At 58.1% G+C, this 22,000-nt stretch carries 19 protein-coding genes and 1 pseudogene; 11 read left to right on the top strand and 9 right to left on the bottom strand.

Annotated features, from left to right (window positions below; translation table 11 throughout):
* Window positions 1-112: 112 nt before the first annotated feature.
* From H522_RS0100100 to H522_RS0100085, 4 genes and pseudogenes are all read right to left on the bottom strand, one after another.
* Window positions 113-1,066: a DUF979 domain-containing protein gene (locus tag H522_RS0100100; RefSeq protein WP_026960751.1), complete on the bottom strand. Its 954-nt coding sequence runs from the start codon at window positions 1,064-1,066 to the stop codon at window positions 113-115.
* Between the two features lie 15 nt (window positions 1,067-1,081).
* Complete coding sequence (locus H522_RS0100095; protein ID WP_026960750.1) at window positions 1,082-1,786, bottom strand: DUF969 domain-containing protein; 705 nt, start codon at window positions 1,784-1,786, stop codon at window positions 1,082-1,084.
* Window positions 1,787-1,888: 102 nt separating this feature from the next.
* The gene (locus H522_RS0100090) at window positions 1,889-5,416 is read right to left on the bottom strand and encodes a M14 family metallopeptidase (protein ID WP_026960749.1); all 3,528 of its coding nucleotides are present in this window, start codon (window positions 5,414-5,416) and stop codon (window positions 1,889-1,891) included.
* Window positions 5,417-6,005: 589 nt separating this feature from the next.
* Window positions 6,006-6,425, bottom strand: a pseudogene (locus tag H522_RS0100085) (MBL fold metallo-hydrolase); the annotation flags it as partial.
* A 292-nt stretch (window positions 6,426-6,717) separates the two neighbouring features.
* Between H522_RS0100085 and H522_RS20160 the strand changes: the two are divergent.
* From H522_RS20160 to H522_RS16540, 5 genes are all read left to right on the top strand, one after another.
* The gene (locus H522_RS20160; protein WP_162143457.1) at window positions 6,718-8,034 is read left to right on the top strand and encodes an FAD-binding oxidoreductase; all 1,317 of its coding nucleotides are present in this window, start codon (window positions 6,718-6,720) and stop codon (window positions 8,032-8,034) included.
* Window positions 8,035-8,060: 26 nt separating this feature from the next.
* Window positions 8,061-9,407, top strand: coding sequence for a (Fe-S)-binding protein (locus H522_RS0100075; RefSeq protein ID WP_026960747.1), 1,347 nt, complete (start codon window positions 8,061-8,063; stop codon window positions 9,405-9,407).
* Window positions 9,404-10,831 (top strand): FAD-linked oxidase C-terminal domain-containing protein, encoded by a 1,428-nt coding sequence (locus H522_RS0100070; RefSeq protein ID WP_026960746.1) that lies wholly within the window; start codon window positions 9,404-9,406, stop codon window positions 10,829-10,831. The genes H522_RS0100075 and H522_RS0100070 overlap by 4 nt, the downstream gene beginning before the upstream one ends.
* Window positions 10,832-10,927: 96 nt before the next feature.
* Window positions 10,928-12,571 (top strand): L-lactate permease, encoded by a 1,644-nt coding sequence (locus tag H522_RS0100065; RefSeq protein WP_026960745.1) that lies wholly within the window; start codon window positions 10,928-10,930, stop codon window positions 12,569-12,571.
* 157 nt (window positions 12,572-12,728) lie between these two features.
* Entirely contained in the window at window positions 12,729-13,091 is a 363-nt protein-coding gene (locus tag H522_RS16540; protein WP_051343529.1) for an SPW repeat protein, read from the top strand.
* Between the two features lie 335 nt (window positions 13,092-13,426).
* On the opposite strand, the gene H522_RS21345 is transcribed toward H522_RS16540, so the two are convergent.
* The 3 genes from H522_RS21345 to H522_RS0100045 all read right to left on the bottom strand — a co-directional run bounded on the left by H522_RS21345 (window position 13,427) and on the right by H522_RS0100045 (window position 15,581).
* A complete protein-coding gene (locus tag H522_RS21345) occupies window positions 13,427-13,675 on the bottom strand; it encodes a hypothetical protein (protein ID WP_155836085.1) in 249 nt (82 codons plus the stop codon).
* 61 nt (window positions 13,676-13,736) lie between these two features.
* Window positions 13,737-14,774: a rod shape-determining protein gene (locus H522_RS16535; protein WP_051343528.1), complete on the bottom strand. Its 1,038-nt coding sequence runs from the start codon at window positions 14,772-14,774 to the stop codon at window positions 13,737-13,739.
* Window positions 14,775-14,924: 150 nt separating this feature from the next.
* Window positions 14,925-15,581: a 3'-5' exonuclease gene (locus tag H522_RS0100045; protein ID WP_026960744.1), complete on the bottom strand. Its 657-nt coding sequence runs from the start codon at window positions 15,579-15,581 to the stop codon at window positions 14,925-14,927.
* Between the two features lie 201 nt (window positions 15,582-15,782).
* Here H522_RS0100045 and H522_RS21340 point away from each other — a divergent pair, with 201 nt between their 5' ends.
* From H522_RS21340 to fadH, 6 genes are all read left to right on the top strand, one after another.
* A complete protein-coding gene (locus H522_RS21340; RefSeq protein ID WP_155836084.1) occupies window positions 15,783-15,959 on the top strand; it encodes a hypothetical protein in 177 nt (58 codons plus the stop codon).
* A 54-nt stretch (window positions 15,960-16,013) separates the two neighbouring features.
* Window positions 16,014-16,907, top strand: a complete 894-nt coding sequence (locus H522_RS16530; protein WP_035451931.1) for a ubiquinol oxidase subunit II — start codon at window positions 16,014-16,016, stop codon at window positions 16,905-16,907.
* Window positions 16,908-16,921: 14 nt separating this feature from the next.
* Complete coding sequence (locus H522_RS0100030; RefSeq protein ID WP_026960743.1) at window positions 16,922-18,886, top strand: cbb3-type cytochrome c oxidase subunit I; 1,965 nt, start codon at window positions 16,922-16,924, stop codon at window positions 18,884-18,886.
* 12 nt (window positions 18,887-18,898) lie between these two features.
* Window positions 18,899-19,528, top strand: coding sequence for a cytochrome (ubi)quinol oxidase subunit III (locus H522_RS0100025; protein WP_026960742.1), 630 nt, complete (start codon window positions 18,899-18,901; stop codon window positions 19,526-19,528).
* Complete coding sequence (locus H522_RS0100020) at window positions 19,528-19,872, top strand: cytochrome o ubiquinol oxidase subunit IV (protein WP_245577953.1); 345 nt, start codon at window positions 19,528-19,530, stop codon at window positions 19,870-19,872. The genes H522_RS0100025 and H522_RS0100020 overlap by 1 nt, the downstream gene beginning before the upstream one ends.
* A gap of 105 nt (window positions 19,873-19,977) precedes the next feature.
* Entirely contained in the window at window positions 19,978-20,778 is an 801-nt protein-coding gene (fadH, locus tag H522_RS0100015) for a 2,4-dienoyl-CoA reductase (RefSeq protein ID WP_026960740.1), read from the top strand.
* Here the strand turns inward: fadH and H522_RS0100010 are convergent.
* Window positions 20,754-21,728, bottom strand: a complete 975-nt coding sequence (locus H522_RS0100010; RefSeq protein WP_026960739.1) for an ABC transporter ATP-binding protein — start codon at window positions 21,726-21,728, stop codon at window positions 20,754-20,756. The two genes, fadH and H522_RS0100010, sit on opposite strands and share 25 nt — an antisense overlap.
* A partial coding sequence (locus H522_RS16525) for an oligopeptide/dipeptide ABC transporter ATP-binding protein (RefSeq protein WP_035451927.1) occupies window positions 21,689-22,000 on the bottom strand: 312 nt, incomplete at its 5' end. The genes H522_RS0100010 and H522_RS16525, both read right to left, overlap by 40 nt.

The following is a 22,000-nucleotide window of genomic DNA, read 5'->3' as shown; positions in this document are numbered from 1 at the left end:
TCGAATCTTCCCATCTCGATGGTCTCCCGCCCTTGCTGGCGGCCATCCGGACATCCGTCTGCCGCCGGGGATTTGTGAGTACCCTGTCTCGCTAAGGTGCAGGATCCCCCCTCTAACGCGCAACGGCGTACATAAGCACGATGTTCACGGCTAAGAGGATGACGGCCGTGGGAATCTGCACCTTGATGACGTGGTACTTATTCTTCAAGTCGAGCAAGGCCGCGGGAACGATGTTGAAGTTCGCGGCCATCGGTGTCATCAGCGTACCACAATAGCCCGCAAACATCCCGATGGCGGCAACTCGGTCCACATTAACGCCAAAGTGCTGAATGATGAGCGGAAGGGCTATGCCGGCGGTCATCACGGGAAACGCCGCAAACGCGTTGCCCATGATGATGGTGAAGATGGCCATGCCTACGCAGTAGGCAAAGACGGCCCAGAACAGCGAGTTCCCCGGAATGATGTGATCGACGGCATGCGACACGGCGGTCCCGACGCCGGCACTGTTAAAGATGGTCCCGAGCATCGCCAGTGCCTGCGGCAAGACCGCAGCCCATCCGATAGACTCCAACAGGCGCCTGGATTCCTTCACAGAGGTAGTGGGGGTACTCTTGGTCATGATCAAGCCGACGATGAGCGCGATGACGGTGCCAACCGCCAGGGAGACCATGGTGACGTTCGTTTGATCGAAGATGAACCGCCCTGCGAGTTTGTGGGCACCCACACCCTCCACTCCGGCCACCGTCAACAGAGGGATGAGTAGAGCTGGGAAGAACAACCAGGGTCCGAGCCGCTTGCGGTTCTCTAGGCGCTCTTCCCGTGTGGCCTCGCCGTATTCCCCCTTACGGACCAGGCCCATTCCGGCCAGGATGACAATCGCAATGACAATGATCCCCACGTAAAACGGCGGAATGACCTTCGCGCAAATGAGCGTAATGGCGTATAAAAGATAGAAGAGTCCCGACGTGATTCGGCGCGGGTTCTTGCGATCAAAAAACGTGTAAATACTCCCGCACAGCACGATAATCCCGATGAAAATATAAACCGCTTCCGTTGAGATAAACAGCGTCGACACCTCCCATTAGTTCGAATTGGATGTGGATACAACCGCGGATGACGAGGATTTCCCCAGCCGCCGTTGAAGTCGTTTGTCGAGAAGCACGAGCCGGATGCTATGGATGATGAACGCCGCGGTCGCGGTCGGAATCGCCCACAACCCCATCTCAATCGGCGTCGAGTGAATATGGTATTGATCGAAGAAGCCCTTCATGAACAGGACGGCGCCCACCGCGATGAAGATGTCTTCGCCGAAAAAGACACCTATCGTATCCGCCGCGGCGGAATGCGCGCGGATTTCCTGCTGAGTCTCCTCCGGCAATTCCCCGTACCTCGCCTCGACCGCTCCTTCCGCCATGGGCGCAATGAGCGGCCGGACGGTCTGGGCCGGCCCACCAATGGACGTGATGCCAAGAGCCGCAGCGACTTCCCGAATCAGCATGTACAGAATCAGGATGCGTCCGACCGTGGCGGCACGGATTTTCGCAATCAAGCGCTCGGCCTGTTCGCGCAGGCCATGCCGCTCCAGCAGCCCAACGACGGGCAGCGTGGCGATAAAGATCGCCATATAACGATTTGTCTCGAAAGCCGTGCCGATTTGCGTGATGATGTTGTAGAGGGATTGGTGAGCGACAAGCCCGGTTACAAGTCCCGCCACCGTAACGACGAGCAACGGATTTAGGCGAATGATGAAGCCGACGATGACAATCGCAACTCCGATGAGTACCACTCCAAATCACCCCTTGAAAATTTAATACTAATAAATAACTATTATATCAGAAATTGATAACCCCCCAGGACGACACCAGTTACCGGCGTCCGCGCGGCAATTTCAAAGAATCGGCCTCCTTCTCTCCATCCGGACACGGATCTTCCCGTTCTCCAATCTCTCCGCAGAGACCTCGACCCTTTGCGTCGTCTTGACCATCCACTCTATGACGGATTTATTGACCACCAGGTGTGCATCCGCACACGCCCGCAACTCCTCGCCCTGCACAGTCTCGTCGTTGACTTCCGTGATGATGTCGGCCGTAATCCAATTTGGAAACCGCTCCACGAGGGTCGGCGACTCTGGATTCTTGCAGCTCTCCCACGTATGGGCAATACTGCCGTGCGACAGTTCCACCGGGAAGTAGTCCGGGTCAAATTCGTTCCCCCAACGGCGATATGTGTCGAGCCACGCGGCGTTGTCCCGTGCCACGTCCGGGTGTTTGTCAAGGCTTTCGGTCACGTACCCACGCAAGGACGCAAGGGCGTCGTTAAAGATCTGCTCGCCCGCTGTGGGTTTGCGCCAAATGGTATACATGCGCGCGCTCGGAATCCAGTACGAGACCGGAAAGCGCGGCGGGCTGCTGTAACCGCTGAACGGCTGGATCCATTCGTGAGACGGAATGCCGTGATCATCAATCGCGATATCCGGTTTCCAACGATCCCACACTTTCGGGTAGACGCGGCTCTCGCCAAACATCGTGTCGGGGTGGAAACGATATTCCTGAAACTCCAGGCCACACGCGTTGTACCTAGCCGCGTGCAGCTTCCACTTCGGGTGCTCCGAAGCCATCCTGAAGTGCAGGTTTGCTCCGTCCACGTTTTCCAGCGGGACCAGCACGAGATTGACGAATTCCAGCACGCGCCCGTCATCTGCCACATCCCGCACCAGCCGCAAGGCCGCGTTCGTACTAGACACCTCATTCGCATGATGTCGCGCATTGATGAACAGCGTCGGCTTGTACAGCGAGTGCTTGACGGGAGACGAAATGCTTCTCTCCCGGCGTCCAGCGTACAGCTCGACGAACCAGATCCACTCCCCTTGGAACGAGTAGTCGAGGCGTATAGCCCGGCCGGGAATGGTTCCGCGGTTGCGGTCCAACCACTGGGCCACATCCTGGTTGACGAGGATGACCTTGTCGACCATCGAATCGTCGATCGCGGAACCCCGCAACAGAGTCCCCTCCGCGTTCCGCCCTAGACCGCGCGGATGGTCCGCATTCCCGTCGGAATCCGCGGCCGCCCCCAGCCATGTCTCCAATCCCCTGGCCAACTCCGCTTCTGTGACGCCAGCTACGGTAAAATGGCGCCCCCCGTCATCGCAGGTCAGCCGAATGATGCGGGCACCTTCGAGAACCCGCCTGTCCATGGGGCGAACTACGCGCTTCGTGTCGCCGGACACGATGGTGATTTCATCCACCGTCGGGAAGGTGTACAGTTTGATGATGGCATGCGGCGTGCAGCCCGGTTCAGCGTGGATGAACGGCAGGATGCCACCCGGCGCGTTCCAGGTCAAGTCGGAGACGGAGAGCCCGTATTCATAGAACGCGTGCAGCGAGTAGAAATAGATATCCTCGTGCAGCGCTTCGAGACAAGAGTTGACCTCCTCCCTGTATGGAATCTCCTCGTCCTCGGCGTCCAGTGTGACGTGGCACTCCAGCTGCATGAACTTCGGCGTCCCTTCATGCAAGTCCGGACGACGCTCAATCTGTGGCAGGACGGACTGGTACCACTTCCAAAACCGGAACGGGTTTGTGGCAAAGGATTGGCTCGCGACGGGCGTGTCCAGGTTCCCCTCATAGATGCGGCACCCGGCGGCCGGCACGAGCACTCGTCCCAGCTCAGGTTTCTCGGGCATGTACAGCGCCGTCTCGGTCCATCCTTCCCAGGTCCAGGTACCAAGCGGCAGGCCATGCGCATCAAATGCCCGAACCTGGAACATCGGCGCGGCACCCTCCTCCAGCAGGCGCAGGTGAATCCGATCTTTCGGAATCCCGATTTCCGCCACCAATAGCTCGTCCGCCGGATAGAGGTCTTGCAGGAACCGGTACGGGCGATCGAGGTATTTCACGTCCGGTCGGAATGCCCGCGCGGCCACCTCAACGGAATGAAGTCCCTTGACTCGCCGCAACTCCGGCAGCACCTCGTGCATAAACCAGTGTAAGCCGGACTTATTTGCGTTGCGGTAGACAAAGTGAACCTGCACCCCGAAGGTATTGCGGAGCCTTTCCCGCATGCGCTCCGCGAAGGATACGAACGTCGACGCGCTGACCGTGGTTACGATCTCGATGGTAAACGGCCTTTTCTCGACGTCCCCGGCCCTTCGTCCTCGAAAGAATTTTTCTACGAACTCTTCCATATCCCTCATCTCTCCGGGGTCGGCCCACTCGAGTGTCCACGCCGGAGCGGTCTGCTCAATGTGAACGGTCGGCACTCCCGTCGCGTCCCAGAATTCCGCGGGCTGTGCCAGGTGAGCCGGAACACGTATCTCCGTGACCCTTCCATTGGTCCTTTGCACAAACGCCATCATCGCCAACTGGGCGCGCGCGTGGACATCCCGGCTCGGGCTCCGCAGCATGGCGAAGCGCTGCCGCCACGTGTCGCCGTGCCAAATGTCTGGCGGATCGAACCAATCGCGAATGATCTCGCGAACGCCACTAACCAGCTTGTCTTTTCCGCCCGTGATATGAAGACATGTGAGAACCCTGTCTTCCGCCAGTTCTGCGGACCACCCGTAAACGCTGTCTTCACGCAGGCAAATGGATACGAGCAATCCGGGCATCCCTGTCTCTTCCCCGGGGCAACACGTCACTGGAAAGGTCATACTGCCTGCAGACATGGCCATGCGGACAGCCAATTCGACGGCGGCAATCATCTCCTCGTTTGATGCTCCATACACCGCGCCCGGGTTTCTGCACGCTTCGCCCGAAATCCTTTTCGTCTCGTTCAAGAGGAACGTCACGTCCAGGGATGGATGCACATCCCCATCCGAGGTGTGATAGATGCCCTCCGTGGTAAACACATTGTGAAGCGAGAAGTTGCTCTTGGGTGGCCAATCCTCCAGCTCCGGCCGCAACCTTTGTGGCGCCTGTTCCGGGGAAATGAAAATGACAGGATGGTCGATGTCGATTTTCTCCCCAAACCCGTTGGTCACGAGGTAGCGCGCAGCCAGCAAGGTCGTCTCGGGCTTCGTTCCCGTCACGACCACAATCGTCTTTCCCTCGTCGCGATAAGGGTAAACGATTCCCCTATCCTCAGAGCTTTCGCCACGCATGCGCAACAACGGTTGAACCCCATCGCCGAGGACCTGGGTCAACCAGACTTCATCGGTTCCGAGTACGAGGTGCACGCCGCCTTCGACCGAATTGCCGGCATCCGCGTCGTCGAGCCGGTCGAACACAAACAGGGAATCGAAAAATGGTTCCCGCAGTTCGGCCAGGTGGAATCCGATCCTTGCTGCCACCTCGACAATCGCAGCCGTCTCCCAGATTGTACGGTGCGAAGGAATGGTGATGCGCCTACGCAACCCGCGCGGAACCAAGTGATTCTCGCGCGAGGCAAAGATTCCCCCTGTACTCCAAAATCCATCCATGAAATGTTCGCTCCTTTCCCCGCGTCCAAAGTCGGGACGGGAGAATGATTCGAACCTTGAATCATTCCGGACTCCGAAAGTTTATTCCACATCGTGGACCTAAATAATTGGAAAGTCGCTCCCTGCTCGGCGGAGTCTAAACACATTTCAAGCCAGGAACGAGCACCTTTGGGGTTAAACAATCTAAGCATACACGACACCGCCCTTGGAGGAAAGGCTATAAAATACATATTAGTTCAATCTCAAATCCGCTCCCCGTTCGGGGGCTCAAGTTTGCTTGTAGACTTTCTCGTGAATTGAGGTATGCAAAGGCGCTTTACGAACTCTTCAATGTAGAAAGGGTGAGCAGCGATTCACGTGTTCGCAATCAATCGATGGACATCTCTGAGGTTTATCGGTCAGCAGCACTTCCGTCTGGAAGACGTGTTGGCGCGGCGACTGACGGATCAATCAATCCTTGTCGACTGACACCCCGCCTCTCAAGAAGCTCAATATTTCGGACGAAACGTCAACTCCATAGACGGTCACCTTAGTCTGACGACACCTTACAGGGGAGGAAGTAGCCCACCAGGGGATTTTGGGTTCATACTCGATCCGTTGTCCGCATAATCTCGTTACTGCGACGAATGTCTTCAAGGGTTGCTCCCACAGAGCCGTTGTCATTGATTTCCTTGATGTCCGAATAGTGAGCCGGCAAGACCAACACATCATCCGGTAAGTATTCAATTTTCTTGAAGACGGTATCGCACAGAGCCTGTCCCCACTCTTTGGCTTTCCCATCCAAATCCGGTCGGCCCAAACCGTCAACAAATATGGTGTCTCCGGACAGCAGAAACTTACGATTGACCAGGAACGATGTGCTACCTGGCATATGCCCGGGCGTAGGCATCTCCAGGACTTCCACGTTCACGGCCCCAAAGTGGATGTGGCTGTGCTTCTCCAATGGCTCAAAGGGTTGATCGGAACCCTGCATTTCTCCGGACGAAATGTAATACGTGGCTCCCTTCCGAAATCACCATGTTCCTCTCATATTTTTAGGGAGATTGATAAGCACGTGGAACATAGTCATGTCCTGGTTCAACGAAACATGCCCAATTTGTCATGAGGAGCTCGTCTAGAGACTGGATAATCGGACAATTCAATGTTACCATATTCATAAACCAATTTCCTGGCCGGTACATCGACATTTGAGTTCTGTACCGGTATCACGGAACGCAGTTCTGCATAATAGAACAGATAGGACGAAGGTTACTTGACAAGGGAGGCTCAAGTGACAGATGGAAGCGGGAGACCAGCGGCATATGTGCATTGCAACAGCTGTCTCTGAGGTCATCGGCCAGCAGCACGTCCGTGTGGACGACACACTGGCGCGACGGCTGACGGATCAAACCACCCCTGTCGTCATCGCGGCCCCTCCCGACGAATCGACCGTCGCTCAGCTTTTGCAGATGGCCACGGATGAAGATTGGTCCGTCGTGCCGATAGGTGCGGGCACACACCTCGACTGCGGGGCGGTACCCAGCCGCGTCGAAATCTTGCTGGAAAGCACGCAGCTCTGTCAAATTGTCGACTATTCGCCCGCCGACATGGTGGTAACCGTACAATCCGGCACACCGCTTAGCCGGCTGCAGGCACACCTGGCCAACCATGGGCAAATGCTGCCGATAGACCCCCCTTGCTCGCCGCGGGCGACCATAGGAGGCGTCGTAAGCGCCGGTCTGTCAGGTCCTCACCGTATCCTGTACGGGACTCTGCGCGACCTGCTCATTGGGGCACGGGTGGTTTTGGCCGATGGGCGAGTCGTTCGTCTGGGCGGCAAAGTCGTAAAAAACGTGGCTGGATACGACGTGACCAAACTGCTAGTAGGCAGTCGCGGGAGTCTCGGGTTTATCAGCGAATGCACGTTCAAGTTGAAACCGCTTCCCCTCCACCGAGCCATGTGTCTACTGCGCGGCAGTATGTATCAAGTCGATCGCGCCCGTGCACGGGTGATGGACTCTCCGTTGCTGCCGAGCGCTTGTGAAGCTATCCACACCGCAGAGACCCATGAAGGGACGCCCGATGGAGAAGGGGGCGATTGGTGGCTTGCGGTGGATTGCCACGAAAACCGTGAAGCGGCCGAGTTCCAGACAGAACAGTTGCTCCTCTTGGCCGCCGACCTAGGGATGCAAGCAAAAGTCTTTTCCAGCAATGAGGTCGAGCAGTTCTGGGTAGAACACGGAGAACGCTGGGCAAACCCGGAATGCGTCCTGCGGGTGCAGTGCCCCCCTTCCGACCTGATGTTCATCCTGCAGGAGTGGGCGCAGGTGTTGACTCGGCAAAACTTGCCGCCATATCTGACTGCAAGCCTGCCGGTTGGAGTGGGACGTGTCCGCGTTCGCACCGAGAAGACGGAAAACATCATACTACTGCTGGAGGAGTTGCGTGCGGCAGCCCGCAAGCGCAATGCGGCGACTGTCCTGGAAACGGCACCGACGGCCATCCGGCGCGCTTTTCCGGTTTTCGACAGTCCGCGCCTTGGCCTCGCGGAACGACGGCTGCAAGCGGCCGTCCGACAGGTCTTTCAGGCCGAGGGGGCCCAGTTTCCAGACCCATACGCAGGAGGGATGTCGTCTTGAGCACCACGGAGACACGAGATGAAGTCATGCAGGCGCAGCATGGGTCGCTGACCTCGTCAAGCAGCGCCTTTGTCTACCGCGACGCACCCGACGTCGAAAGGTATTCGGCCTGCGTGCATTGCGGCTTTTGTCTGGAGGTGTGCCCAACCTATCAAGAGACCTCCGATGAAAACCTGTCTCCCCGCGGTCGTGTCTATCTCATCAAGCAAGCAGCAGAAGGAACCCTGACCTTGGCAGACGGCCTGCAAGACCCTGTCTTCACTTGCCTGGATTGCCGGGCGTGTGAGAGTGTCTGCCCATCCGGCGTCGAGGTCGGAGCGCTGATTGAAAAGGCCCGCGGGCAGTTCCATCAAGCGGCCGATCACACTGGAGAGAGCAACCGCCTGGAGCGGCTGTTCCTACGCGGAGTATTCGCGCATCCGCGCCGTCTGCGCGCACTGCGCCGACTCTTGCGCGTCTACCAAAAATCCGGTTTACAGCCGATGGCCAGGCGTCTACGGATACTTCACATTCTCCCCGCTCATGTACGCGAGATGGAAGCCGTGTTACCCCCCGTGTCCAAGCGTCCGGCACTGCTGGACCTGCCGGAGGTCGTAGAGCCCACAGACACGCAACCGGATACAACCTACAAAGCGACCGCCGCACTATTTACGGGTTGTGTTATGGACGTCTTTTTTTCCGACATCAATCAGGCTACAGCCCGCGTCTTAAACCGCAACCGGATGCGCGTCCGAGTGCCCAAATCGCAGGTCTGTTGTGGGGCACTGCATGTCCACGCTGGGGACCGGGATCAGGCGCGTTTACTCGCCCGCCAAAATATCGAGTCGTTCCTCGCGTCGGACGCCGACTACATCGTCGTCAACGCTGCGGGTTGTGGAGCGGCCCTCAAGGAGTATCCGGAGCTGTTCCGCGAGGACCCAGAGATGCTCGCCAAGGCGGAACGGTTTGCCGCGCGGGTGCGCGACGTGACGGAAGTCCTGGTCGAGGCCGGGTTTACGGCTCCCCGCGCACGCCTGGAGCGGACCATCACCTACCACGATGCGTGCCACCTCTGCCATGCCCAAGGGATCCGCCGTCAACCCAGGGAAGTCTTGACGTCCATCCCTGGCTTGAACATGGTCCCACTGCCCGATTCGGAACGGTGCTGCGGCAGTGCGGGGATTTATAACCTCACCCACCCAGAGATGGCCAATCAACTTTTAGAGCGTAAGATGGACGACATCCCGGAGGACGTAGACGCTGTGGTCATGGGCAATCCCGGATGTATGCTGCAAATCCGCCTAGGTGTCTATCGGCGGGGCGTGAATCTCGACGTCCTACACACCGTGCAGCTGTTGGATGAGGCGTATCGAAGGGAGGAGCAAACGTGTTGACCGATGGTCTCCTGCGCGAGCTCGAGCGCATCGTCGGGCCGAAAGGACTCATCTCCAATCCGAGGCAGCTTACTGCGTACGAGTGCGACGCCTATGTCGCCCAATCCGGCCGACCTTCCGCCGTTGTCCTCCCCGTCGACACGGAGCAGGTCGTCAAGGTGGTCCGCTGTCTGTCCAACGCGGGCGTTCCGTTTCTTCCGCGCGGAGCCGGAACCGGGCTCAGTGGGGGCGCCACCCCGTTGCACAACGAGGTGGTCATCAGCCTGGCGAAGATGGACAAATTACTCCATGTCGACTTTGTGAACCAGCGTGCAACGGTGCAGCCCGGTTTCGTCAACCTCGAATTGACGAAGCGCGTAGCCGCTCAAGGATTTTATTACGCCCCCGACCCATCCAGTCAATCCGTCTGCACCATTGGCGGCAACCTGGCCGAAAACGCGGGCGGATCGCATTGTTTAAAGTACGGCGTAACGACCAATCACGTAGTTGCCGCCAAGGTTGTACTACCTGATGGCGAAGTGATGGAGCTAGGCGAACCGTTCGGTGACCCCCTGGGGCTTGACCTGCTGGGCCTGTTTGTCGGATCCGAAGGAACGCTTGGAATTGCCACAGAAATTACGGTCCGCATCTTGAAAAAGCCGCAAGCGGTAAAAACGGTCATGGCCTGGTTTGACCGGGTGGAAGACGCCTCAGATACCGTGTCCGGCATCATCGCCGCTGGCATCATCCCGGCTGCCTGCGAGATGATGGATCAACTAGCCATGCAGGCGGTCGACAAGAGCCGCTACCATGTCGGCTATCCACCGGACATCGAAGCAGTGCTGTTGATTGAGGTCGACGGTTTGGCAGCCGGCGTCGATGAATTGGCGAACCGTGTCGTCGAGGTCTGTCGTAGACACCATGTCCGATCCGTCCACATTGCCCGCGACGAGGCCGAACGTGCGCTGTGGTGGAGCAGCCGCAAGATGGCGTTCCCTGCCATCGGCCGCATCTCTCCGGATTATATGGTGCAAGACGGGGTGATTCCGCGCACGCGCCTGACAGAGGTCCTCAAAACGATTGCAAAGTACAGCGAAGAAGCAGGACTACGTGTTGCGAACGTATTCCACGCCGGGGACGGCAACCTGCACCCGCTTATCTGCTACGATGCGCGCATCCCCGGTCAGACCGAACAAGCCACCCAGTTAGGCCGGCGCATCCTCCAGTTGTGTGTCGATGTCGGCGGCAGCATCACCGGCGAGCATGGCGTCGGCATCGAGAAAATCCACGAGATGGGGTATCTGTTCCACGCGCCCGAGTTGGCGCTGCAAGCGAGCTTGCGGGAAACGTTTAACCCAGGCGACCTTTGCAACCCCGGAAAACTGATTCCCCGTCCGGCGCGTTGCGTGGAAATCAAACAGGCGGCAGCAAGTCTAGCACTCTGAAAAGACACCTTTCCATCTATAACGACCGAAATGACCGGCATATCAGTCGCAGGGGAGATGATTGGCGACGCGTCGTTCGCCAGGGAGGGGACAGGGATGTTCACCCAATGGTACACCCCGATTGCCGGAAGTGTAGGCTGGTCTGCGCTGGTTGCTGTTATTCCCATTCTCTACTTTTTTGTCGCTTTAGTTGGGCTGCGGATGCGCGCTCATGTGGCGGCGCTCTCCACCGTCATCCTGGCCATCCTTGACGCTTGGATTGTCTTCCGGTTTCCGCTCGACAAAGCGGTTTCAGCCTCCATCTATGGGATGTTTACCGGCCTTTGGCCCATCGGCTGGATTGTCTTCGCCGCAGTTTTTCTATACCGCATCACCGTCAATACCGGTTTTTTTGACGTCATCCGCCAATCCATTTCGGGCCTGTCGGAAGACCGGCGGATTCAGGCACTCCTCATCGCGTTTTCCTTCGGTGCCTTCCTAGAAGGCACATCCGGGTTTGGCACCCCCGTGGCGGTGGCTGCGGCCATGCTGGCTGGACTCGGCTTCAACCCGATGTATGCGGCGGGTATCTGCCTGCTGGCCAACACCGCTCCCGTCGCCTTTGGCGCGGTCGGCATCCCCATCACCGCCATGGCCACGGCGACCGGTTCCAGTCCGCTGCTCATCAGCCAAATGGTCGGCCGCATCCTGCCTTTTGCGTCACTCATTGTTCCGTTTTGGCTGATGGTCGTCATGTCCGGCTGGCGCGGCATGCGCGAAGTCTTTCCGGCAGCTCTGACCTGCGGGCTCTCATTTGCCATCACACAGTTTGCCGTCTCGAACTTTGTCGGGCCGGAACTCCCCGACATCTTGGCGGCAATCGTCTCCATCCTTTGCCTGATGATTCTCCTGCGCTTCTGGCAGCCGAAGACCGTGTGGCGGTTCCCGGATGAACCTCTGTCGACACTTCACCCAGGGCAGCCGACAAGAACATCGCGCCCGCGGGCCGGTGAAATCTTTCGCGCCTGGTCTCCGTTCCTCGTCCTTTGCCTATTCATCATTCTGTGGGCGATACCGGCCGTAAAGAACGTGTTGGCCCACGCCACAGTTCTCGTCAACTGGCCCGACTTACACCTGAAGGTTGCAGAGGCCGCGCCGATTGTGAATAAGGCGGCCCCGCTGGCGGCGCAGTGGAAGCTTGACATCCTCGGCGCCACCGGCACCTCCATCCTCCTGGCCGCAGTGGTCGCCAAGTTTATCCTCGGCCAGTCCTGGGCGAATTGGTTCCGCACCCTGAATGAAACGTTTCGCAGCCTCATTTATCCTTTGTTGACGATTGCGTTTGTCGTCGGGTTTGGCTATCTGTTCAACTACTCGGGTATGGCGGCCACCATCGCCATGGCCCTAGCCGCAACGGGCGCGCTCTTCTCGTTCTTTGCCCCGTTCCTTGGTTGGCTTGGCGTTTTTCTGACCGGCAGCGATACTTCCTCCGACCTGTTGTTCGGCAATCTGCAAAAACTCACGGCGCTCCAACTAGGACTCAATCCGTACCTCACAATGGGGGCAAACTCGGCCGGTGGGGTCATGGGAAAAATGATTTCCCCCCAATCGATTGCGGTGGGCACCTCCGCCACCGGCTTGGTTGGCCATGAAGGCGATCTGTACCGGTTTACGCTGAAACACAGCGTGGCCCTCGTGCTATTCGTGGCCATCATCACAACCGTGTACGCTTACGTATTTCCGAATGCCATCCCGCACTAAGCACATACAGATACGTGCATGCTCAAAATACATGCATGCTCAAAGCGGTCGCAGGGATGGCATAAATGAGCCTCCGTAGGGAGAAAGTAAATGCGGTAGCAAATCAGCCACATGAATCCGAATCGACTTTAGCCCTTGTGAACGGAGGCTTACACCGTTGAAGTGGAGGAGTTGGATAACCGCCGCGATTGGTGCCTGGTTTGTGATAGCGCCCTGGGTACTTGGTGTAGCCCACTTCCCCTATGTGATATGGGCCAGTGTCATCTTCGGCTTGCTGCAGTTGGTCGTCTCCATATGGGCGGCCGTGGAGCCACGCGTACCGAGCTGGCGGATGTGGCAATATTGGGTTGTCTTGTTTACTGGACTCTGGTTCCTCGTCGAACCGTTCCTGGGTCACTACGAGGTTGAGCAGTATTGGGCAACGGAAGGGCCCGCGCTACTAACCATCGCCTTGACCTTCTGGTGTCTCATGGAGCATACCGGTTGGGGTCCCGAAGAAAAAGGGGGATCTCGACTCTAACCCGGTTTGTCTCCCGTTTCAGCCGTCTTCTGTAAACTGCACCGGATATCCGTCCCTTGGCCCGCGAAACTAGGCACCTTCAGGCGCAATCTTTCCCACTCATGCACCCCGAATTCTGTCACGCATAGGTTGTCAGCGCGACAGAATTCGGGGTGCAACGGTCGTTTTTTACGTCCCTACGGAGGGGAAAGGTTTGTGAAGACCACGTCAGACATCCCTTGGCCGAGTTGTGATCCCACCCGCCCCCGCGTCGAGGAGCCATCACGCTGACGTGCCGCTTAAGCCTTGCCGCGCTAGCCCGGCTGCCTGCCCGCATCTGCACCATCGTCAACGGCTCAGCCGCTGCACCACACCAAGGCAGCGACAAATGGGACGGCCCCCTGGGTGTGCACCGTTATAGCGTAAAACCCGACCCGATAGGTTTGATGCGCCTCTGCCGTCTCTGCAATGAGTCGCTGTCCAAGCTTGGCAGCCGCCAAGAATTGCGCAAACCGCATTTTATTCGCGTACGGATCGGCCTCAAAACGGGCCCGCGTGGCGCATCGACGGACTGCCCTGCCTACTCCGCTCCGCTCCGCGCTCACGACGGTCGTCTTGCTGCTTTTCGAACATTATAATGAGTCCCCTGGTTCAAACTGTGAACCCTTAGCGTCCATGTTGCAGCAATCCGCGAATGACGCACGTATCCGGCTCTGCGTCGGCCGCTACGGGGACGTCAATACGCTGCCGGAGGATGTCGAGGAAACGGTTCATCCGCGCTCCGCCCCCGACCAGGACGATGCCTCTATCCATCACGTCCCCTACCAGTTCCGGCGGGCAAGCCTCCATTGTATCACGAATCAGTCCAATGACCTGCTCCGCGTATTGATCGAGGATTTCTCGCACGAAACCGAGCGGGATCTCCAAGGAATCGGGTAAGCCATTGGTCAGGTTCCGACCACGGACTTTAAAAGTGGCCTGCCCCGACTCCGCCCCGGAGGCGTGTGGTACCTCGCTCGATTCGGAGCTTGTCGACTCGGTTGCGGTTGCCGTCTCGGCAAGCGCTGGCATCGGGTCTGGGTCTTGGCACGCCCATTGCTTAAGCACCTCGGCCGTACGCAGCCCAATGGCGAATGCAAAGTGGCGTTGCACCTTATCCACGAGTTCTTGATCGATTGCCCGGCCACCCACATTTAGGCTGCGCTGTTCCACGACGCCGCCCAAAGACAGCAGGGCCACCTCGGTGGTGCCACCGCCCAAATCAACAATCAACGAGCCGATGGGCTGGTCAATCGGTAAACCGGCGCCGCGCGCCGCAGCCAGTGTGGCCTCGACAAATTGGACGCGCCTTGCCCCTGCCGCTTTGGCGGCCTCATCAAACGCCTTACGATCTACCTGTGATTGGTGGCTCGAGTGAGCCAGAACCAGGTCAAACCGCTTCCGCAGTCGACCGGGCAACACCGCAGCCACGATGTATTTGAACACGTCGACGAGTGCGTCAAAGTCGCGCACGATACTGCCTTCTATCGGGAACGAGATGCGAATGTGCCCCGGATGACGGCCTATCATCTGTTCCGCGAGGCGGCCCACCACTGGCCCAGAAGCTTGTCCATACGCCACGACGGACGGTTCATTGAGTAAGTCCGAACGAGTCACAACCCCGGCACGGAAACCACAGGTGCCGATATCTATCGCCAAATTCATGCGCTTCGCTCCTTAAGCAGGTTGTCCGGCTTGGGGACAATAGGATCCTAATTCGACAGAATTCGTCCCATAGTATTCGGGCGCGAAGGCGCGTGCGCGGGGGTCGTTGAATAGGAAAAAGGCGCCATATCCTGGCGCCTTTCAATTCTCCTATTCAAACAATCCTTGCAACTTGGCGAAAGGGTTGTTGTGAAATTCCTCTTCATAGACCACTTCTGTCTTCAGGCGACCGGAACAATCGTTTTTCTCCAGTCGAAAGACCGGGCTCTCCGCATCGTAAATGGCGTTGAGCACGCGAAACGTGTTGATGGTATCCGCCAGCGCGTTGTGCGCTTGACCCTCCGGTTCCAACTGGAGCAGTTCCAACGCGTTCTGTAGGCTGCTGCGCTGATTGAGCCGAAACTTGCGGCCAAACCACTTCTGTATGTCATTGTAGTTGCGAATCCAATCCAACGATACGCCATGCCGACGGCAGTCCGAGATGAAGTAGTCACGGTCGGATAACGACCACGAACACAGGTAGTACTCATCCTCGCCAATCCACTCGAGAAAGGTCTGCAAAACCTCTGGAAACCGCTTTGCACCAGCCATGTCGGATTCTGTAATACCCGTGAAGCGGGTGGTGACGACCGGAATCGAAGTCACATCCTGCGGACGTACGTAGGCGTGAAAGTGGCCCGCGTCCTGCCACTTGCCGCCTTCGTCCGGAATGGCGCGCACTGCGGCAATCTCGATGATTTCCGCGTTATACATATGGCCGCGGCGGACGATGGCTTCCACATCGTGAATGATGAGCTGTATGGCCATTCCCTCCCCTTGTACGCTCCTACACCATTTACTTTGATTCTAGCACAGCCAGCCGCTCCGTTGAGCGGCGGCGAGAAATCTTTTGCGGTTCTGTGAACAGACCTGGAACCGAGCGCGGACACCGCTAGCCGAATGGGTAATTTGGTTCATTTTTACTCATGATATGGGTGCAGTAATCCATCCCGTACGAGGAGGTTCACCATGAAACAAGATGCCAATAAAGGACTCGCGAAGCTGTACTGGGTACTGGGAATCATCGTTGTCCTGTTCTTTGCGCTCGGTGCCGTCTTGTGGTGGTACGACGATTACATCATCCACGAGCACGCTACAGCCGCGCAGTGGCTGGCGAGATTGACTGAAACCCCGCATTTCGGATAAAAAACCAAGATCTGAAAATCTTAATCCAGGGACAGAAAGGAGACGGATGTGCAAATGAAGTGCCCACCCGCGCCTACACGCTGGCTGCGCATACTGCCCGTCGCCGCAACGTGCCTGTTGTTGTCCGGGTGTACGCGTGAACAGTTTCTCGTGTTCAATCCAGTCGGTCCGGTCGCGACAATCGAGATGCACCTGATTATCCTCTCGCTCATTCTCGTCGGCATCGTGGTCGTGCCGGTCATACTCCTCTTGTGGTATATTGTGCACCGTTTTCGGGACCGACCGGATAACAAGGCGCCGTACCGCCCCGAGTGGTCAGAGAGCAAGACCCTGGAGGCCATTTGGTGGGGGATTCCCATCGTCATCATCGGCATTCTGGCCGTCAACACGGTGCACGACACGTTTCGGTTGACCCGACCGCCGGAGCCGACCGGATCGCCCTTGACGATTCACGTAACGTCACTCGACTGGAAGTGGCTCTTTCAGTATCCCGACCAAAAAATCGCCACAGTCAATTACTGCTACATTCCGACGGGTCGGCCGATTCAGTTTGTCCTAACCGCCGATGCCCCAATGAACTCATTTTGGGTGCCACAACTGGGCGGACAGGAATATACGATGCCGGGTATGGCGATGCGGCTTTGGCTGCAGGCAAACAAGCCGGGTACATACTTTGGCAGCGGTGCCAATTTCACCGGGCGAGGGTTCGCCCATATGAAGTTTGACGTCATCGCCACATCGAACGCGGCGTTTGAACAGTGGGCCACCAAAGTCCGGCAGACGGCGCCAGCGTTGACGCGGGACGGCTATGCCCAGCTCGTTAAGCAGAGCGTGGTGGGGCGCATGAGCTTCTCGTCATTCCCACCGGGCTTGTTCAAAGACATCATCATGCGCGAAGGCGGCATGTACATGAAGCATGACGTGAACGTCCTGGATAACAAAGCGTAAGGAGGGGAAAGGACATGCCAGATGACAGTCTTCACGTAAGCCACCTTCTGGTCACGGGCGATCCGCTCATCTATGGTGCGGATGTGTCAATTTTGATTGTCAGCATCGCCATCGTCGCTGTCCTCACCTACTACAAAAAGTGGGGCTGGTTGTGGCGCGAGTGGCTGACCACGGTCGACCATAAGAAAATCGGGATTATGTACGTGATTTCGGCGCTACTCATGCTGTTCCGCGGTGGCGTGGATGCGCTTTTGATGCGCACGCAGTTGGCGTTCCCGAACATGCGTTTTTTGGAAGCGGAACACTACAACCAGATCTTCACGACCCATGGGACCATCATGATTCTGTTCATGGCGATGCCGTTCATCTTTGCGATGATGAACATCGCCGTTCCACTGATGATTGGCGCCCGCGACGTGGCGTTTCCGTACCTGAACGCCATCAGCTTCTGGATGTTCTTTTTCGGCGCGATGCTGCTGAACCTGTCCTTTGTCATTGGCGGATCGCCCGACGCAGGCTGGACGAGCTACCCGCCGCTGGCCGATTTACCGTTCAATCTAGGGCCAGGAGAGAATTACTATCTCATGGCTTTGCTCATATCCGGCATCGGCAGCACGGCCACTGGCATTAACTTCTTCGTCACTATCATGAAGATGCGGGCACCAGGGATGACGCTGATGCGGATGCCGTTGTTTTGTTGGTCGATTCTGGCCACCTCCATTCTCATCATCTTCTCCTTCCCGCCACTGACCGTGGCCTTGGCGCTGCTATTAATTGACCGTGTCGCCGGCGCCCACTTTTTCACCATGTTAGGTGGCGGCAATTCGATGATGTACGTTAATCTCTTCTGGATGTGGGGCCACCCCGAGGTCTACATCGTCGTCCTGCCGGCGTTTGGGATCTTCTCCGAGGTCGTGGCGACGTTCTCGCATAAACGCATCTTCGGCTATTCTTCGATGGTCGCCTCCCTCATGGCCATTGCGGTGATCAGCTATTACGTTTGGGTGCACCACTTCTTCACGATGGGGGCAGGGCCCGGCGTCAACAGCTTCTTCGCGTTGGCGACGATGATCATCGCCATTCCTACTGGTGTCAAGGTCTTCAACTGGCTGGCGACGATGTACTACGGCCGTGTGCACCTTACCATCCCCATGAAATGGGCTATCGGGTTCATCCCAAATTTCGCCATCGGCGGTGCGACCGGAGTGATGCTCTCTGTGGCTCCGGCCGATTACCAGTACCATAACAGCTACTTCGTAATTGCCCACTTCCACCAGACTCTGATTGGCGGCGTCGTCTTTGGAATGCTCTCCGGCATGTACTACTGGTGGCCGAAGATGTTCGGTTTTTTGCTCGAAGAGCGGTTTTCAAACTGGGGGTTCTGGTGGTTCAACATCGGGTTTTACGTCTGCTTCATCCCGCAGTACCTGCTCGGGCTCATGGGCATGACGCGGCGTGTCTACATTTATCCAACAGGCATGGGCTGGTCAGCTCTGAACCTGATATCCACCATTGGCGCCTACATGATGGGGATTGGCTTTCTGTTCATCGCAGGCGGGATTGTCTACAGTATTTTCTACGGAGAGCGCGACACCACCGGCGACCCTTGGGATGGCCGCACCCTCGAATGGTCGATTCCATCCCCGGCGCCACACTACAACTTCGCGCGGATTCCGGTGGTCACCAGCCGCGATGCCTGGTGGACGATGAAAGAGGAGCGCAAGAAAGGCATTCTTCCGCCCGATTCGGGAGAGTTGCGGCCGATTCACATGCCGAAAAACTCAGGGCGGCCGTTCATCCTGGCGTTCTCGTTTTTCGTGGCCGGATTCGGGTTTGTGTTCAACTGGTACATCCTGACGGTCATTGGTTTCGCCGCGGTCGCGGCCTGCCTATTACTGCGGTCGTTTGACTACGATACCGATTATTACATCCCGGTCGAAGAAATCCGTAAGACCGAAGCTTCCTACGGGAGGTCGTGAGCCATGTCAGTCATGGAAGGTTCCCTCTACAATCTGGAGCGTCGGCACCCGAAACATGAACATACAGAACACGCGGACCATCCGGAGCCAGACCTGTGGATATTCGGTTTCTGGATCTTTCTATCGTCTGACCTGATCATCTTTGCCAGTCTATTCGCGGTGTATGCGGTGCTGCATACCCATATCGCGAACGGGCCATCCGCACGGCAAATCTTTGATGTTACGGGGTTCACCGCGGAGACGCTGTTTCTGTTGACCAGCAGCTTCACGTGTGGCCTCGCCACGTATTCCATGCAGCGTGGGCGCAAGAGCTGGCTGGCTGTGTGGCTGGTGGTGACGCTGATTCTGGGATTGTTGTTCATAGGATTTGAGGTCGACGAGTTCGCGACCGACGCCATGAAAGGCTACACCATGAGCACAAGCGCCTTCCTCTCGGCGTTCTACACACTCGTAGGTACGCACGGGTGTCACGTGTCGTTGGGCATTTGCTGGATGACGGCCATCCTCATCCAGGTACTGCAGCGCGGCATTACGGAGGTCACCGCGCGCAAGGTATTTGTCGTTGGCCTGTACTGGCACTTCCTCGACGTCGTGTGGGTGTTCATCTTCACCGTCGTCTATCTGACAGGAGTGATGAGTTGATGTCGGTCATGGAAGACAAACTGTCCGGCCGCGGCAAGGCCGGAAAAGAACATGGACACGGGCCGTGGATGCACGTCATCGGCTTCGTGATATCGATTATCCTAACACTCGCCGCCCTTTGGCTGGTACTGTCGCACGCGATGAGGCCAGAACCACTGTTCGCCACCATCATGATCCTCGCGGTGCTGCAGATCCTTGTCCAGCTGTTCTTCTTCATGCACATCCTGGACCGACGGGGACCGGCGTGGCATGTATGGATGCTCATGCTCGCCTTTGTCTTTGCCTTTGTCGTCATCGCCGGCTCCATCTGGATCATGACCTTCGGGACTGGGGTGACGTTCTGAATCTCTTTCCTTTTGTTTTGTTCCCCCTTCCCCTCAGCCCTTGCAGTATAATAGAGGTTAAATGATAATGGCACGATCAACAGGTCAGGGAAACGGGGGAAGAATATGTTCGTACCGGATGCTTTCTCCGGACAAACCGCCATCGTCACTGGAGGAGGCACGGGAATCGGCCGGGCCATCGCACGGAAACTTGCACATCTTGGGGCCAACGTGGTCGTCGCAAGCCGCAAACTTGAGAACCTGGAGCGCGTCGTGCAAGAAATTGAGGCGGACGGAGGTCACGCCTTGGCCGTCGCAATGGACGTGCGACAGCCTGAAGATGTCAGCCGGACGCTCGACGCCGCAATCGAACGGTTTGGCTCCGTGCAGCACCTCGTCAACAACGCGGCCGGCAATTTCATCTGCCCGGCGGAGAAACTGACGCAAAACGGCTGGCGGGCGGTGCTCGGCATCGTCTTGGACGGCACATTCTACTGCTCGCAGACGGTGGGCAAACACTGGATTGCAGCGGGACAGCGGGGCACCATCACCAACATCGTCGCCACGTACGCCTGGGGGGCAGGCCCTGGCGTGGTTCACTCCGCCAGCGCCAAGGCGGGGGTCCTGGCGATGACGCGCACCCTGGCGGTGGAATGGGGACGCTTCGGCATCCGTGTCAACGCGATTGCACCCGGCCCGATTGCCGGCACAGGCGGAGAGGCACACCTGTTTCCAACCGAAGCGGACAAGTTGCGCATGGCTGCGAGCGTCCCACTCGGTCGCCTTGGCACGCCCGAGGAAATCGCCGCGGCAGCCGTGTTTCTGCTCTCCCCGGAGGCTGCCTACATCAGCGGCGAGTGCCTGACGGTAGACGGTGCCCGTTGGCTGAACCACAACCTATTTCAGGCCAGCTCCTCCGCAAAGTGACAAGCCGCCAGGTGCCCCGACTCCAGCTCACGCAAGGCTGGGGTCTCCTCGCGGCACCGCGCCTTCGCAAACGGACAGCGGTGGGCAAACGGACCCCCCCCCCGCCCCTCGCGCAGGTCTGGCGCCTCACTGGCCGTCTCCGGCAACGCCTCCTGCCAGCTGCTCCCCGGCGTCGCCGCAAACAACAATCGCGTGTACGGGTGCAGCGGCCGCTCCAACAGGCGCCGCGACGCCGCCGCCTCCATGATGCGCCCGCCGTACAGCACCATGATGCGGTCGCCAAAGTACCGCGCCGAAGCTAGGTCGTGCGTGATGTACAGGTACGACAGGTTAAAGTCCTGCTTGAGCTCATTCATCAGCTTCAAAATCCCCGCCCGAATCGACACGTCCAGCATCGAAATCGGCTCGTCCGCCACGATGAACGACGGATCCACCGCCAACGCCCGCGCGATGGCCACCCGCTGCCTCTGCCCGCCCGATAACTCGTGCGGGTACTTAGCCCGAAACTCCTCCACTGGGTCTAGCCCCACCCGGTGCAACAGCTCGTCCACCTGCTCCGACAGCTCCCGGCCGCTTTTACCCCGATACCTTTTCAACGGGTACGTCAGATGCTTCTCGATGGTACGTACCGGATTGAGCGATCCGAACGGGTCCTGGAACACCATCTGCGCTACGCTGCGGTATTCTTTCAGCGCCCGCCCGCGGATGCGTGTTACGTCCTGCCCCGCCACCCGAATCTGCCCTTCTGCCGGCGTCAGGATGCGCACCAGGGCCCGCCCGATGGTGCTCTTGCCCGAACCGGACTCCCCGACCAAGGCCAGCACCTCTCCCCTGCCGATGCGAAAGCTCACCCCGTCCACTGGCGTGATGAACATCCGCTGCCCCTGCCGCCGGATGGGGAAACGCACCTTCAGGTTGTCAACGTGGATGTAGGCGTCTTGCTTGGCCATGTGTAGGCACCCCCTCGCTCCGCTTCGTACAGGTGGCATTCCACCTGGTGTCCGTTTACCTCATGCAGCTTCGGCCGCACCACCCGGCAGGCTTCCGTCGCGTACGGGCAGCGCGGGTGAAACGCACACCCGGAAGGCAGCTCCTGCAGGTCCGGCGGGTTACCCGGGATACCCTCAATCTCCACATCCTCATGCGTCAACCGCGGGATGGCCCGCATCAACCCTTCCGTGTACGGGTGATGCCCCGCCTCCCCGAGGTGCAGCGCCTTGGC

Source organism: Alicyclobacillus herbarius DSM 13609, assembly GCF_000430585.1.
In the GTDB taxonomy this organism is placed as follows: Bacteria; Bacillota; Bacilli; order Alicyclobacillales; family Alicyclobacillaceae; genus Alicyclobacillus_G; species Alicyclobacillus_G herbarius.
The sequence above is the reverse complement of the archived record's forward strand: the minus strand, read 5'-3'. Positions and strand labels throughout refer to the sequence as shown.